The organism is Ruegeria sp. ABD4_443 (assembly GCF_056160865.1).
The window spans coordinates 61461-76643 of record NZ_JBSWYA010000003.1; the positions used below are offsets into that span (position 1 = coordinate 61461).

The 15183-nt window shown below is 61.5% G+C and carries 14 protein-coding genes; 3 read left to right on the forward strand and 11 right to left on the reverse strand.

The genetic code is table 11. The annotated features are described in order from the left end of the window. Positions 1–13: 13 nt before the first annotated feature. The 10 genes from ACXAG8_RS07440 to ACXAG8_RS07485 form a co-directional block, all read right to left on the reverse strand. A complete protein-coding gene (locus tag ACXAG8_RS07440) occupies positions 14–1648 on the reverse strand; it encodes a formylglycine-generating enzyme family protein (protein ID WP_475223184.1) in 1635 nt (544 codons plus the stop codon). Beyond that, positions 1641–2834, reverse strand: a complete 1194-nt coding sequence (locus tag ACXAG8_RS07445; RefSeq protein ID WP_475223185.1) for an ABC transporter permease family protein — start codon at positions 2832–2834, stop codon at positions 1641–1643. Before ACXAG8_RS07445 ends, ACXAG8_RS07440 begins: the two co-directional genes overlap by 8 nt. Then, positions 2831–3571 (reverse strand): ATP-binding cassette domain-containing protein, encoded by a 741-nt coding sequence (locus ACXAG8_RS07450; protein ID WP_475223186.1) that lies wholly within the window; start codon positions 3569–3571, stop codon positions 2831–2833. The genes ACXAG8_RS07445 and ACXAG8_RS07450 overlap by 4 nt, the downstream gene beginning before the upstream one ends. Continuing rightward, on the reverse strand, positions 3552–4721 hold the full coding sequence (locus tag ACXAG8_RS07455) for a trypsin-like peptidase domain-containing protein (protein WP_475223187.1): 1170 nt from the start codon (positions 4719–4721) through the stop codon (positions 3552–3554). The genes ACXAG8_RS07450 and ACXAG8_RS07455 overlap by 20 nt, the downstream gene beginning before the upstream one ends. Before the next feature lie 92 nt (positions 4722–4813). Next, complete coding sequence (locus tag ACXAG8_RS07460) at positions 4814–5908, reverse strand: serine/threonine protein kinase (RefSeq protein ID WP_475223188.1); 1095 nt, start codon at positions 5906–5908, stop codon at positions 4814–4816. An 8-nt stretch (positions 5909–5916) separates the two neighbouring features. Then, positions 5917–7116 (reverse strand): PP2C family protein-serine/threonine phosphatase, encoded by a 1200-nt coding sequence (locus tag ACXAG8_RS07465; RefSeq protein ID WP_475223189.1) that lies wholly within the window; start codon positions 7114–7116, stop codon positions 5917–5919. Between the two features lie 7 nt (positions 7117–7123). Beyond that, positions 7124–7741 (reverse strand): FHA domain-containing protein, encoded by a 618-nt coding sequence (locus ACXAG8_RS07470; RefSeq protein WP_475223191.1) that lies wholly within the window; start codon positions 7739–7741, stop codon positions 7124–7126. Between the two features lie 32 nt (positions 7742–7773). Continuing rightward, a complete protein-coding gene (locus ACXAG8_RS07475) occupies positions 7774–9312 on the reverse strand; it encodes an FHA domain-containing protein (protein WP_475223192.1) in 1539 nt (512 codons plus the stop codon). A 76-nt stretch (positions 9313–9388) separates the two neighbouring features. Next, positions 9389–9856 (reverse strand): hypothetical protein, encoded by a 468-nt coding sequence (locus ACXAG8_RS07480; RefSeq protein WP_475223193.1) that lies wholly within the window; start codon positions 9854–9856, stop codon positions 9389–9391. A 58-nt stretch (positions 9857–9914) separates the two neighbouring features. Further along, positions 9915–10619, reverse strand: coding sequence for a hypothetical protein (locus ACXAG8_RS07485; protein WP_475223194.1), 705 nt, complete (start codon positions 10617–10619; stop codon positions 9915–9917). A gap of 349 nt (positions 10620–10968) precedes the next feature. Here ACXAG8_RS07485 and ACXAG8_RS07490 point away from each other — a divergent pair, with 349 nt between their 5' ends. Both ACXAG8_RS07490 and ACXAG8_RS07495 read left to right on the forward strand, forming a co-directional pair. Next, positions 10969–11334: a hypothetical protein gene (locus ACXAG8_RS07490; protein ID WP_475223195.1), complete on the forward strand. Its 366-nt coding sequence runs from the start codon at positions 10969–10971 to the stop codon at positions 11332–11334. Next, a complete protein-coding gene (locus tag ACXAG8_RS07495; protein ID WP_475223196.1) occupies positions 11331–12098 on the forward strand; it encodes an FHA domain-containing protein in 768 nt (255 codons plus the stop codon). The genes ACXAG8_RS07490 and ACXAG8_RS07495 overlap by 4 nt, the downstream gene beginning before the upstream one ends. Positions 12099–12179: 81 nt before the next feature. Here the strand turns inward: ACXAG8_RS07495 and ACXAG8_RS07500 are convergent, their stop codons facing one another. Next, complete coding sequence (locus tag ACXAG8_RS07500) at positions 12180–13793, reverse strand: arylsulfatase (protein ID WP_475223197.1); 1614 nt, start codon at positions 13791–13793, stop codon at positions 12180–12182. 405 nt (positions 13794–14198) lie between these two features. On the opposite strand from ACXAG8_RS07500, the gene ACXAG8_RS07505 reads away from it, so the two are divergent. Continuing rightward, positions 14199–15122 carry an SMP-30/gluconolactonase/LRE family protein gene (locus ACXAG8_RS07505; protein WP_475223198.1) on the forward strand — a complete coding sequence of 308 codons (924 nt, stop codon included), beginning with the start codon at positions 14199–14201 and terminating at the stop codon, positions 15120–15122. Positions 15123–15183 lie beyond the last annotated feature (61 nt).

The window sequence follows — 15183 nt, forward strand, 5'->3', positions numbered from 1 at the left end:
CAACCTTTCCAACTCAATTCTCGGCAAACGACAGGGCGAGGTCCTGAAAATCGTCTGCAATCTCATCCAGATCCGAATACCCCGCCACGCTGCGGGCGCCGATATGGTCCTGCAACAGGGCCAGACAGGACGCGCGCTCGCGCCCGCGCCCGGATTCGGCGGGGTAGATAAAATCGATCTGCTTGCGCAGCAGAACGGGTGAATACTGATCGACCAGACCTTCGATCAGGTTGGCATATTCAACCACGTCGGCCTTGGCCTTTTCTTCGATCTCCTGCAACTTGGCGGCCGCTTCGCGCCGCGCCGCCAGCACCTCGTTCAGCAGGTCCTGGTCACCCGCCGCGCGGGCCTCTTGTTCCAGCAGGTCAAGGTCGTGCTGGATCGTCAGCATCGAGATCAGCGCGTTCAGATAGCGCCGCAACGCCTGCCCGCAGACCAGAACGCCCGAGGTCAGGATCAGGCGGATTGACTGGTCGCGCTGCGCGTTGCGTTCCACCATCCCGCGGTTCAGCGTTTCCTTGATCACGGCCAGCCGTGTGCGGGTCAGCTCCGACAGCGCCTCGTCTGACATGTCGTCCAGCAACGCCATGGCCTCTTGCTCGCTGGCGGCATTGGCCAGGGCGTCGTCCGGGCGCGCCAGCTGGTCCAGCCCATCCTTCAGCGCCTGGTCCTGGTCAGGCGAGGTGATCGCCAGCCCCTGAAGAACCAGCCGCGTGCCGGTGAACCTGTCTGCCGAAGACGTGTTGGACAGGATGTCAAAGGGGGGCACCTCGAACCGGGTCGAGGATGAAATGTCCTGCAACGGGGTGCGGGCATCACCGCCGCGCTTGACGAACCCGCCGGCCTGCCCATGCAGTCGGCCATGACGAACCAGCGCAAACGGGTCCCCGACGATTTCCGCCGCATTGCCAAGCATGTCGTGCAGCCCCAGCGGGTTGGGGCGCAATGACCCGATCACCTGCAGCTTGCCCCCGGTCGAAGAGGTGCCGCCATGGGCGATATATTCATCCTGCGGCGTGCCCTCGGGGACCGGCGGCAGGGGCGCCCGGAATAGCGCCTGATCGACGGCAAGGCCGCCACGCGCGGAATATTCCCACTCTTCCTCGGTTGGCAGGCGCAGATAGGACCGCGTGTCGCCAACCCGCGGCAGCGCGTCGGGTGCGTTCTGCATCAGCCACAACGTATAGGCCTCGGCAAACCGCTGGTAATCCAGCCGCGTCTGGCCAACCGCCGGCACAAAGGCGCGGCGGCGCGGTTCCTTTTCCGGGCAGGCATCGCCCATGACCACGTCCCATTGGGCCTGCGCCAACTCGTATTTGGCCATGTAGAAATAACCGCGCGCGCCGCCGTCCTCATCCGCGAAGGCGCCCGATACAAAGGCACGGCGCAAGCCATTCAGATAGGGTTGATCGCTTCCCTCCTGCCCCAGCACGACCGAAACGTCACCGATCACGCCGTCGGTATTGGGCGTGGCCACCTTGCGAAAGGTCATCCCCCCGCCGCAAGGCATCGGCAGGTTCAGATCGCCCTCTGCCGGTTGCGGGTTGAAATACTTCTCGCGCCACGAAATGTCCTGGGCCTGGGCCACAGCGCCCGTCACCAGCAGCCCCAGCAGGGGCACCGCCTTGAACCAGGTGTATCTAGGCATGGGTCAGCACCTCCTGAGGGTCAACATTTCGCACCGCAACCACCGCCCAAACAGCAGCCGTAACCGCCGTGACCGCCCCCAGAACCAGGGTGGCCAGAATGTCACCGGCATATAGCCGGGCAACCGATTCACCGGGGACCGAGTCGAACACGGCGTTGATCGCGACCAGAAACGGCAGGATCAGGATCACGGTTGCCGCGACCCCGACCAGAACCAGGGCCAGGCTCTGGACCACGGGTATCAGGCAGCGTTGCCGGTCGGGCATGGTCAGCATGGAATACAGGCTGAAAATCACGCGTTGCCGTTCGACCATGCCGCGCAGGTTCGCCGACATCGCGGCCCAGAACCCGAACATGGCCAACGCCGCGATTGCGGTGAACAGGATATTGAGGTTGCGCCGGAACGACAGCAACAGCGCCGCATTCTCGGCGCGCGGGCGTGACTGAACCCCCAGGTCCGACAGATGCGCCGCCAAGTTGCCGATATCGTCCAGAGACCGTGCATACAGCCGGAAACTGGCATAGCTTTCAGGTTCGGCCACGGGTTCGGTCCAGTTGGCAGGCGTCGCGGACAGGTCGTCCCGGAACCGTTCGACCGCCAGCAAGTCGGGGACCGACAGGAAAACAGCCGCGCGCGGCCAGATCTCGGCGGGAACGACACCGATCACCTGCAGGTCGCGGCGCGCATTTTCGCGCTGACCGTCCACTTCGCGCCCGATGATCATGTCAAGCGTATCCCCGGCCCCGGCAGACAGGTCCTGCGCCAGCGCATCCGAAATCCAGACCTGACCGGGTGCGACGGGCGCGCCACCTATCAGCGGGTCGCCTGCCGCGGACGGGATCAGCGGCACGGCGCGTTCCAGCTTGCGGCTGGCCTCGTTGCGCACCGCATTGGCCGAGGTATTGATGGACCGCGTCGCAGGGACGACAAAGCCGACATCCTGCCGAACGCCAAGCGCGGCAAAGAACGCAGCATCATGCGCCCCGGCCCCAATGGCCAGGATCTCTCGGTTCGAGGGGTCCTCGATCAGCCTGCCCACCATCGTTCCGATGACGCCGTTCTTAAGCGCCAGAACGATCAGCAACGGGCCCAACACGCCCGCCAGCGCCGCGATGAAACACAGCGCGGCCTGCCAGTCATGGCGCAGCTCCCGCAGGGCAAGAGTGACCGGAATGCGCATCATCATGCCACCCGCGCCGCGGCGCGGCCCTTGGTCGAAAAGATCGAATAGGATTGCCCCTGGTGGTTGAGGATGCGGTGATCCGCACGCGGCGTATGCGCAAATTCCCCCGATTGGGCCTGATGGCTGGCCAGAACCACGGCCGACCCGGCCTCGGCCGCCAGATGCACGATCAGGGCCTCGACCTCGACCACATTGGCCGGGTCCAGCGCCGAAACCGGTTCGTCCAGCAGCAAGACGGCGGGCCGCCCCAGCAAGGCCCGCGCAACCGACACGCGCTGACGCTGACCCACCGAAAGCTGGCCGGGTTTGCGCGCCCTGAAGTCCCCCAGACCCATGGCGCGGATCAGGTGATCCTGCCATTCGGCATCCACCTGTTGACCGGCAACACGCACTGGCAGTTCGATATTTTCCTGCAAGGACAGGTACGGCACCAGCGTATTGGTCTGCAGAACAAACCCCATCCGGTCCGGGCCCGCATAATCAGCGCGCGGCGTGTCCCCGGTAACGGCGACCCCGGCAATCTCGTGCCGGGTATCGGGAAACGCCGCCACGGGCAGCGCCCCGGCAATCAACCCCAGAGCGGTGCTTTTGCCGGCGCCGCTGACGGCGTCCAGAACGATGGTTTCCCCGGCATGCAGGTCCAGTTCCTCGATCACGACGAAAAAGCCCGGCGCCCGTTCAATGCCAAGGTTCCGGATCGCAATCACGTTGCGCGACCTGTCAGGGGCGGCTGAGGACAAGAGCAACCCCTCCCAATTCGACCTTCGACTTGGTGTTGATCTGCACCGGCACGTTCGGCTCGATCCGCTTGCCGTCGACTTTCGTGCCGTTCGACGACCCTAGATCCGTCAGCATGATCTTGCGATCCGTCAGGGACAGGCTGGCGTGGCGGCGGCTGAGATTGCGGTCCGTGACCGTCAGCGCGTTTTCCCCGGCCCGGCCGATGGTGACGCCCGATTGCAGCTGGGCGGCGCTGAACTGTGCCGAGACCGACCCCATGGACGCCGCTAGTATGGCGCGCCCCTTGGGCTTGGCAACGGCGGCACCGCCACCGGATTTGCGGACGCCATCGCCCCCGCGCGACCGGGACGCCACATAATACATCCCGCCAATCACCAACGCACCTGCCCCACACAGGACGGCCAAAATGACCCAGATCCCGCCATCTGACGGCTGCGGTGGCCCAGAGCCCGGATTCTCGGGGTCGCATGTTTCCTTGTGCGCGCTGAACGGCACGCCCGCATCCCGCAGGAACCCGGCAATCGGGTTGGCCGACGACGCCCAGAAGGTGTTGTTCGTAGGTGTCCGGCCATCCGAGCTCCAGACCGAGATGACGGTATTGATCCCCAGGACCGACCCGCAGAAATCAATCAGCGGCCCGCCCGAATTGCCCTGGTTGACCGAGGCCGTATGCTGCACGATCTCAAGCGTCCGCCCGGTTTCGTTGAAGGACCCCGGTGCGACCTTGCTGATCGCGCCCTGCGTCAGCGTGGTTTCGAAATAGGCAAGCTTGTCGCGCCGTTCGTTGATCTGGTCGGACGATCCCGGATAGCCAAGCGCCGCGACCTGCTCGCCCTTCAGCGGCTTGCCTTCGCGCAGAACCAGGATGCCCGGTTCGTGCCCATCCGCATCCAGCGGCTCGATCCGCAGCACCGCAAGGTCCAGTTCACGCGATGTATGCAGAACCTTGGCGGCATAAAAGAATATCTGGTTGTCGCGCTTGAACCCGACCTGGATTTCATGACCGCCGTCAATAACGTGATAGTTGGTTATATAGTAATATCCCCGCCCATCGGGCAGCGGCGACAGGACAAAACCCGACCCGGTGGCGAATCCGCCCCCCAGCTCGACCAGGGTGCGCCCCATGGCGCCATCGGCGCGTTCAACCACCTGCGGCTGAATCTGTGCCCAGGCGGCAGAGCCCCATGGCGACAACAGGCAAGCAAGAACAACAAAAAGGGATCGGATCAAACGCAAACTACTTACCTCACGGTTCCCAATGCAATTACGGACAGGGCGACGACCAGTATGAACAACAGGACAAGGATCACCGCCCCCGACTTTTTCCACGACCGCTGCTTGCGGCCACCGGTACGGCTGACGGGGCCTGCGGTCTTGCCGACAGCGCCCCCTGACGAGGGCTTTACCGTGGCCTGCAAGTCGATGCCGACCATGCGGGCGAAATCCCGCGCCGACTGTATCCGGTCGCGGGGCAGCAACCGGCATCCTTTGTCGATGGCGTTCAGCAAGGCATCGTCATATTCGGCCTGGACACGGTTACGCGCCAGATTCTGCCGGATCGGCACATAAGGGTCACGACCGGTGGACTTGTGTTCGTTCCAGCGTTCTTCCGCGTCCGGCGGTCGGCTTTGCGATACAAGTTCGTACAACACCACCGATAGCGCGAAAAGGTCGCTCCAGGGCCCCATGCGGACACCGGCGGGCAAGCGCAGCCTGTCGGGCGGGAATTGTTCGATCGCCGCCCATTGTCGGGAATAGGCGACCGGCAGCCCCTTGGACTTGCCCATCAGGCGCGCGGCACCGAAATCAATCAGGATCGGCTGGCCGTCCTTGCGGATCATGATATTCGCCGGTTTCATGTCGCAGTGGACAATGCCGACCTCATGCACCGCTTTCAGCGCGCTGAGCATGGATTGCAGAAGGGTCATGACCAGGTCCTGCGGCACATGCCCCCGTGCGTCGATCATCCGCCCCATCATCCGGTTCAACGGATCGCCATGGATGTATTCCATGACACAATAGGCCGTCTTGTGCTTGCGAAACGCCGCGCGCACCTTGATCAGACCCTGCTGGCGCGGCAGGTCACACAGCAGATTGGCCTCGGTCAGAAACGCTTCGAGACCTGTATGGAACAGGTTCTTTCCCTCGGGCGATGCGACCACCGTATTGTCGTCGTGACGGTTGGCATACCCAGACGGGAAATACTCTTTTATCGCAAAAACCTCGCCCGATTTCTTGTGCCGGGACCGATAGGTTATCCCGAAACCGCCCTGTCCCAGCACATCGCCAAGAACGTAGCCGGCAAAGGTCTCTCCTTTGGGCAGTTGGTCGGTCACGGGCGGGCTTACCTTTCCTCTTCCAATTGTTCCGGGGGCGTTTCCCCGGTGGGTTCTTCAGGTTCGACCGGGTCTTGTGGTTGTTCGGGTTCGGTGGCGGGCGGTTCCGAAACCTCCGGCTCCGGGGCCGGTTCCTCGCCGGTTTCGGGCGGGGTCACGGGGTCCTCTTCGGGGGTTACGGGCTGATCCCCGTCGTCCTGCGGTTCGGGCTGGACCGGTTCGTCGACAGTGCTGTCGCCGATACTTTGTTCGGCCTGCGGCTGGGGCGCGGGGGCGGTCTGCGCCTGCGCGTCGGGCTGTTCCGGCGGCGGATCATCGGGCTTGAACGACGCAAAGGCCGCCGCAACCGCAGCCAGCCCGCCAAGCGCGACTGCCACGTATTTCAGCGTCTTCTTTCCATTCCCGGCTTCGGTAAACGCCCACTGGCTGCCGCGCATAAGACTGCTCATGCCGTCCTGCATATGGGCGTAGACGATAACCGTGGTGTTGTCCTGCCGGGGCTTGCCCTTTGCCTCGACCGCGTTCAGCAGGTCCGATGCGACGCCCCGCATATCGCGGGTCTTGCCGCTTTGCAGAATGGCCGCGATCTCGGATTGCGACAGGGTATCCAGACCGTCCGAACATGACAGCACCAGGTCGCCGGGCTTGAGGCTGACAGAGTTGACATCGACCAGCGACAGGGCCTCGCCCATCAAAGCCGAACGCAATGCGTTGCGCCGCGGGTTGTTGTCTGCCTCTTCCTGCGTGATCTTTCCGGCGGCAACCATCTGCAGCAACTCGCCATAAAGCGAGTGATCCGCATTCAGACGCCTGATCCGGCCTTCGCGCAGCAGGAACAGGCTGCTGTCACCGACAGAGACCCAAACCAGCCGGTCACCCAGTTTCAGCGCGGCAACAAGCGTACAGCCCATGCCCTTGAGGTCGGGCTGGGTCGAGATACGCTGCCGCAACGCGTCATTCGCCGCGGCCAGTGCCTCTTGCAGCCGGTCGCGGGGGCGCGGCGCTGTCGAGCCGCTGACGAAATGTTCCTTGAACGCCGCAAGGGCAAGGTTCGATGCAACCTCGCCTCCGGCATGACCGCCCATCCCATCCGCCAGCAGCATCAGAATATCGGATTTCGGGTCCCGCTCATTCTGATAAACGATCTCAAGCGCGTCTTCCTGGTTATCACGTTGACCCTGGCTTTGTTTGCCACTGATGATTGTCATCTTGGTTTCAGTCGCCCGAGCTTTCGGCCAGTTCAGACCAGTCGAAATCTTCGTTGCAGAACGCAACGAAACGTACGTGCGTCTGCTTTGACAGCTCGATCAGCGCATAGTTTTCCAGCGGCATCGTGGTCGCCACGATCTGCCCATTTATGCGGCTGATATTGCGGCCCGTTCCCGGAGCGGCAAAAAACACGCGGTTGGCGTCGTCAAAGATGATCCGCAAATGATCCTTGCCGGACACCATCTTGTCGCCGAAATCCAGCGAAACACGTTCATCCGCATCACGGCCCAGCGTGTTCATCCCCGACCCCAGGTTGACGGACTGACCCAGGCCCGGCCCCTTGACCACAACAAGCCAACCGGTGATCGGGTCAACCATCGGGTCGAACTCGGCCTTGTCAGTAAAGTTCTTGGACATGCCGCCGTGATAGATCTGGGTCTTTTCGGTTTCGACATATTCCGTCGGTGCCTCACTGAAAGACGAACCACCCATGGCATGGGTCGCCTCATTGTCCGACGGAGAGATGCTTTCGGTGAAACCTTCATCCGCACCAAAATCCAGATCATCGTTCAGCTCTTCTTCGTCCTTGTCGAACAGCCAGCTTGTCTTGTTGTCATTGCCCATGTCGTTACCTTTCCTGTCGTTACGGTCGCGGGTCAGGCCCGGACCAGTTTCAGGCGTACGGACCCAAGGCCCAAAGTGTCACCCACGTTGATCTTCTGCGCGCCCTTGATCTTGCGATCATTGACCAGTGTTCCGTTCAGACTGTCCAGGTCAGTCACCGTGAAGCGGCCATCGGGCGTTCCGTTCAGTTCGGCGTGAACCCGCGATACACCGCCATCCGGGATCACCACCGCATTCGTACCAGACCGTCCCAGCGTCGCCGTCCCGGCCGGGACCGCAAAACGGTGCCCGTTATCCACCCGTACAAGGTAAGCCAAAGGCGGCGCTGCGCTGACCTGCGTATGGATGTCGTCATCCTGACGCAGCACCGATTCAGGCGACCCCGGTTCATCGTCGAACAGATCCTGGTCACCGTCCAGTTCATCACCATCCGAACGTCCGCCCCGCCGCGACAGCAGCAGAACCAACAGCAACAGCAGCAAAGCCGCAACACCGGCGCCGATGTAAACATACATCGCCGGCAGACCCAGGATCATGTTTTCGGCATCTTCTTCCGGCTCCGCCGCATCCTGCGGATCTTCCTCGGCCGGGGGCACATTGGCCGGTTGGAACTCGGCCACATAGCTTTCGGTTTGGGTCCGGCCCGGCTGACCGATAACCGGTTCGATCATGTCAATCGTGATACGCGCAGGCGCCGGATCACCAACCGGAACGATCAGGCCCGACCCCTTGACCGACTTGGCATAGGAGCTGATGAATTCCGAAACCACCGAAGACGCGGTGGTCGGGCTTTGAAGATAGACCTCTTCCATCAACCCCTTTTGCGGGTCGGTCAGCCGTTTCAGCACGTCAATGCCGCGGGTCGTCCGCGCATTGCCCTGCGCCCGCCAGAACATGCCAAGCGCGGAAACCGACACGCCGGCCTCTTCCGCGGCGGCGGTGATTTCCTCGACAGTGGCCAGACCTTCTTCGTCACCATCGGTAATCAGGATCAGGTTCTTCAGCAGCGCATCATCCTGCTGGCTCAGCAACTCGATCGCACGGGTCGCGTTGGCAACCAGGCGCGTGTTGCGTTCCTTGATGTCCAGCGATTTCACCACATCCTGCGCCGCGGCATGGTTGGTCGAAAATGGCGAAAGCTCGACAATGTCGTTGCCAAACCCATAGATGGCGACCTTTTCCTCCGATGGCAGGTTCGACACAACCTGGCTGATCAGGTCGCGTTCACGGGTCCAGCTGCGCTTGCGGCCGCTGGCATCGCCCACCGACAGATCGATCAGAACCATGGTCGCCGACAGGGTCACGTCACCGGGCAGTTCATCCACCGATTTGACGAAATCGAAATCGGCCTTTTTCTCGCCCAGCGGGCGGAACCGCATGTCACCGCGTTCATTCCCCGAAGGGACACGCACCAGACAGCTGTCTTCGGGGGCTGGGGCCGGCGGGGCACAATCCAGAATGGCAAGCCCCGTCGCCGGGGCGCGGGTTGCCGAATCCTGTGCCTGTGCGCCGGTGGCAACAAGCAACGCGGCCGCCACCGCAATTATTCTGCGTGAAATACGATTGGTCACGATCCCAAGACCCCCCTCAGGCTGGACGTCCCGGCCGCCGCATGCGTCGACAGGCGCCGACCGGACGTAAAGTTACTTAGATTGACAGGGCGCGATATGCGGCCTTGATCCGGTTCAGCTCGGACCGGGCGACCGACGGATCGGTGCCGCTGGCCACGTCGCTTTCAAGCGCGCCAAGCTGCTTGTCCAGGGCATTGACCTGCGCCAGCTTGGCCGGGTCGGATGCCGAAGCGGCCCGCGCCTTGGCGCCCTGGGCCTTGACCTCGGCGATCTGCGAGCGCAGCGCATTGATCTGCTGCTGATTGGCGTTCTTCTGCGCCGCCAACTGGGCGTTGCGCTGTTCCGCCGCCTGGTTCTGGGCGATGATGGCGTTGGCCTGGGCCTTGTTGTTGGCAATCTGGCGGTCGTATTCGCCCGAATTCAGGTTGTTGATATTGTCGAACAGGGTCGCCGTCGTCGGGTCTGTCGACCCGGTACAGGCGGCCACGGCCACAAGGGCTGCAAAAGCGACGGGTTTGGAAAAACGCGTAAGATCATAAGTCATTGGCACACACTATATTTAGAAAACCCGCACTGTCGGAAACAGCGCGGGTCGAGGAAAATCAAAGCAGGTTAATCGAGGCGCGGGTCCTGGCCAGGCGGTTCTTGTTGCTGACCGCGGCCTGGGTTGCGCCACCAAGACCGGGCTGGCCCTTGCCGGATGCGGTCTTCAACTCGCCAATGGTCTTGTCCATGTTCTGTTCGCTGCGCTTGAGCTCGCCCGAAACAACCTGACGGTTCGATTTGATGGCCTTGACCCGCGTATTATAGGCCGATTGCGAGATCTGCTGACCGTCAAGCTGACGGCGCAGCGATTTCAGTTCGGCATCCTGCGAACGCAGAACCGAACGCAGATTGGCCTCGACCGAGTTCAGCTGTTTGCTGACATTGGACAGGTTGGCCAGAACCGCCTTGCTGTTGACGATTTCAACATTCTTGGCGGCCGCTTTCTTGCCGACCTGGTTGCCGCCGATCCCACCGATCAGGCCACCCGCGGCGGCACCAGCAGCACAATCGCTGCCCCCACCGCCCAGCAACAGGGCAACGCCGCATCCAACAGCTGCACCGGCCAGCGCACCCTGCACGGTGTTGTTGACGATGATGTCTTTGGAAACCTGGTCCAGACTGCGGACCTGTTTTTCAAGCTGCTTTTCCTGTTGGGTCTTCCCGGCAACCGAGGACGTAGAGGCAGATGAAAAGGATTCTTCGGTACATGCCGACAAAACCAGGGTAAAAATTGCGAACAAAGAAAGCGCGGCAGAACGCATTAAACTACTCCGTAATAACAAATGTTCTTCGTGTTTGATTATTGATTCACATACTTTTTATTTTCAATCAACGATTCGCATTGGTCCGAATGTACTGAAAATTTCGCCGGGCATCCGCCTTAAAGCCCGATTTTACGATTTAGTCCTCATGTCGGGAGGAGTTATGAAAATACCTTTTGAATTCAGAGACAAACTGTCCCTGGCCAATGACCTTATGCAATTTGCAGCCCATATTGCGGCAGGTTTCGGCGCCCTAATGGCTTTCCTTGGGCTTTCGTCGAACCTGGTAAACAATTCTCGCAGTTCCGTCCTGAATGTTGACGTAAATTCACTATCTCTTCCGATGCGGATGACCCTGCTGATGCTGATTGCCGCAGCATTGGGTTGGGGGATGGGCGCGCTGGTTGCGTGGCTCAGCCGGTCCCGGAACGAGGCCAAGGGGTTTGCCGCCTATGTCATCGCGATCATGTGGGGCGGATTGATGGTCGGCGCGGCGGATTGGCTGGCCGTCGACCCCCGCAGGCAGATCCTGTCAGAGGTCATGCTGTACACGATTGCGGGCACGGGTTTTGCGCTTTGGGTGGCCGGTATCCACCTGCGTGGCGCCCGGTCGGACGGGCCGCGCGCATTACGCATTCGGTGCGATGCGCTTTTGTTTTTCACAGGTGGCTGCGGCCTGTTCATGGTCCTGACACTGCTGGGGGCAAGCCAATGAAGATCGGAGGACCCCTGGGCGAACAGAACGCCGCCCGGCTGCTGAGCGCCGCGGCGCTGCTGGACCTGATGTTCATCGGGTTTTTGCAATCGGCCATCCAACCCACGCTTAAGCTGGAACTGGGTTTGCGCCAAACCGGGCTGGCGCTGCCTGCCGCGCTGTATCTGCTGCTGCTGCTGTGTTACTGGCTGCTGTGCGAGGGCCTTTTGGGCGGGCACAGCTTTGGCCGTTTCGTGATGCGGCTGCAAATGCGCGACAAGCAGGGGCGCCCGGTTTCCGCGGTGCGGCGGTCGACACGGGCCTTGAAAAAGGTGCTGTCGCTGGGCCTGACCGGCCTGAACCCAAATGCGGCCGCGCCGTATGACAAGGCTGCCGGTGTCGTCTGGTACAGCCCGATTGCCCCCGGCCGGGCCAAACCGATCGGGATGTGGCGGCTTGCCGTGATGACCGGCGCCGACAAGGGTAAATTCGTCGAGTTTGGCAAGGTGCCGGGCCTCCAATCCTCGCAGCAGATCAGGATCGGCCGGGAACAGGGATGGGCGGACCTGGTACTGAGCCGCAGCGAAAAGGCATCGGGACGCCATTGTGTCCTGCGGGTTGAACGAAACGGCGACCTGATGATCCGCGATACGGGCACCGATGGCAAAGGATCCTCGAACGGGACCTCGGTCGGGCGCAAACGCGTGAAACCAGGGCAATGGGTGCCGCTTGGCCCCGAAGGCCGCTTTGAAGTGGCCGGAACGACCCTGAAAGTCCTGCGATGACCCCGTCAACGCCAACCGTCGCATGAAAACGGGGCCCGCAAGGGCCCCGCCATGGGATTGGTCACGTTTTGACGGAACGGATCAGGGATTGCCCGGCGTCGCCGTCAGCTTCTCCATCACCTTGTCCAGGCTGAACGAGGCCGCCTCTTGCCGGGGCGGGTATTCCTGGAAGGTTTGCAGGAACTGACCCACATATTGCTGGGCAGGAACCAGCATATAGGCCCGGTCCAGCAGCCAGTCGTAATAGGTGTTCGACGTGCGATACGCGCGCTCATAAGGATCGCGACGCAGGTTAAAGATCAGCGGCACGCGCAACGGTGTCAGCGGCTCCATCCACGCGCGGAACGTACCCCAGGCTTTCTGTTCCAGGAACGTGATTTTCCAGTCGTTGAACCGAAGCGCGGCAAGGTCCCCGTCATCGGTGAAATAGAAGATTTCGTTGCGGGGGCTTTCCGCCGTTTCGCCGGTCAGCATCGGCAGAATGTTGTAGCCGTCCAGATGCACCTTGTAATCACGGCCGCCGCCAACCTCGGCAACGGAAACACCGGTCAGCAGGTCTTCTTTGACCGTGTCGTTCCCGGCAACCGCCAGGAAGGTCGGGAACCAGTCCATATGGTGCACGATCTCGTTCGACACGGTATCTTCCGCGATCTTGCCGGGCCAGCGGACCATGGCCGGAACACGCCACGCGCCTTCCCATTGGGTGTTCTTTTCACCCCAGAACGGGGTCATGGCGGCATCTGGCCAGGTGTTCATATGCGGGCCATTATCGGTCGAGTAGAAGACCAGCGTGTTGTCGGCGATCCCCAGTTCGTCAAGCACGGCAAGGAATTCGCCGATATGCAGGTCATGTTCGACCATACCGGCAGAATATTCGTCCAGGTGACGGCCCGCGATTTCGTCCGCCTGGGTCCGCATTTCATCCTTGACGTGGGTGCGGAAATGCATCCGGGTCCCGGACCACCAGACAAACCACGGATTGCCCTCCTCTTCCTGGCGCTTGATGAAATCAATCGCCGCGGCAACCGTTTCGTCATCGACGGTTTCCATGCGCTTCTTGGTCAGGGGGCCGGTATCTTCGATCTCGCCACCGGCAAAAGACTTGATCACGCCGCGCGGTCCAAAGTTCTCGCGAAATTCCGGGCTGGCCGGATAATCCTCATTCTCGGGCTCTTCCTCGGCGTTCAGGTGGTAGAGATTGCCAAAGAATTCATCGAAACCGTGATTGGTCGGCAGGTGTTCATCCCGGTCGCCCAGGTGGTTCTTGCCGAACTGACCGGTTGCATAGCCCTGCGCCTTGAGCATGCCCGCAATGGTCGGGTCCTCGACCTGCATGCCTTCTTCGGCTCCGGGCAGTCCCACCTTGCTGAGGCCGGTCCGGAACACCGATTGGCCGGTGATAAAGGACGACCGTCCCGCGGTACAGGATTGTTCGCCGTAATAATCGGTGAAAATCATGCCTTCATCGGCGATCCGGTCGATATTGGGCGTTTCATACCCCATCAGACCCATCGTATAGGCCGAGATGTTGGACTGGCCGATATCATCGCCCCAGATCACAAGGATGTTCGGCTTGTCAGCGCCATCCCCGTCGGTCTGTGCAACGGCCGGTGCGGCCAGCGCGACGACGGCGGACACCGTGGCGATGCGGCGCAAATTGCGCCCCAGATCACCAAGCGTTCGGTATTTGGACATTATCATTCCCTCCTAGTTGCTTTCTTCAAATATTCTGGTGTGGCGGCGGCAGGCGTCTATGCGCCGGGTTCGTGGCCAAGTACCGCTGTCAGCTTCTTCGTGGCAGACGACACTGATGTGACGCGCCTCTGGCTGGGGTCGAAATTTGCAACCCGTTCGCTAAAAACCTGTGAACACAAAAACACTTCAACCGGCAGAAATCAAATCGTTTAACGTTAATCCCGCCCGACCATTGCCGTGGGGGCAAGACAGCATGTTTGCCCATGGCCCGCACACAGACGAGTGTTGCCCGATGGCGCGATAGGAACTAGTTTCGCGCGCAGGCTCGGCCCGCATGTCGAGAGGCCGGGTCACACGTTTCGATACTGAAACCAAGAAATTTTCATCACGCAGGGGGACACCGAAATGTCATTGGAGCTTAACGAAGTCTGTAACGGCCTGGGGTTCCCCGAAGGTCCGGTGGCAATGGATGACGGATCGGTCCTGTTTGTCGACATCAAGGAACAGACCCTTGCACGGCTGGGCACGGACGGCCAGGTCGCGGTTGTGGCGCATATCCCCGGTGGGCCGAACGGCGTGGCCATCGGACCGGACGGGGCGGCCTATGTCTGCAACAATGGCGGTGTCTACAGCTTTGTTCCCTATGGGCCGGACGGCATCATCGTCCCCGCGCCGATCAGGCCCAATTACAAGGGCGGTTCCGTGCACCGTGTCGACCTGTCGACCGGCGCGGTCACGCAGCTTTTCGACAGCTATGACGGCAAGCGGCTGATTGCGCCCGACGATATCGTTTTCGATGCGGATGGCGGGTTCTGGTTTACCGATACCGGCATCGAAGACGAGGAATCCACGCGCTATGGCGGTCTCTACTATGCCACGATCGACGGGCAGACGCTGAAAAAGGCGGCCACGATCCCGATGCCGAACGGTGTCGGCCTGTCGCCGGATGGCAAGACCGTCTATGTGTCCGACACCGTCTATGGCCGTCTGTGGGCGATGGAGATCACGGCCCCCGGCGAGGTCAAGCCCGGCCCGATCCCCGGCATGCCCGGAAACGTGGTGCAAACCCTGCCCGGCTATCAATGGCTGGACAGCCTGAAGGTCGAACAGGACGGGCGCATCTGCGTGGGCACGATCTTTAACGGCGGGATCACGGTATTCAGCCCGGACGGAACCGTCGAACATGTCGAGGTCCCGGACCTGTTTACCACCAACATGTGCTTTGGCGGCGATGATATGCGCGACCTGTGGATCACGGCATCCAGCACCGGCAAAATCTACAAGACCCGGTGGCCCCGGCCCGGCCTGAAACTGGAATTCACCGCCTGACCGGGCGCGGGTTCAACCCATGCGGGAAAATGGCGTGACATTTTGGTTGCCTTTTGATCAA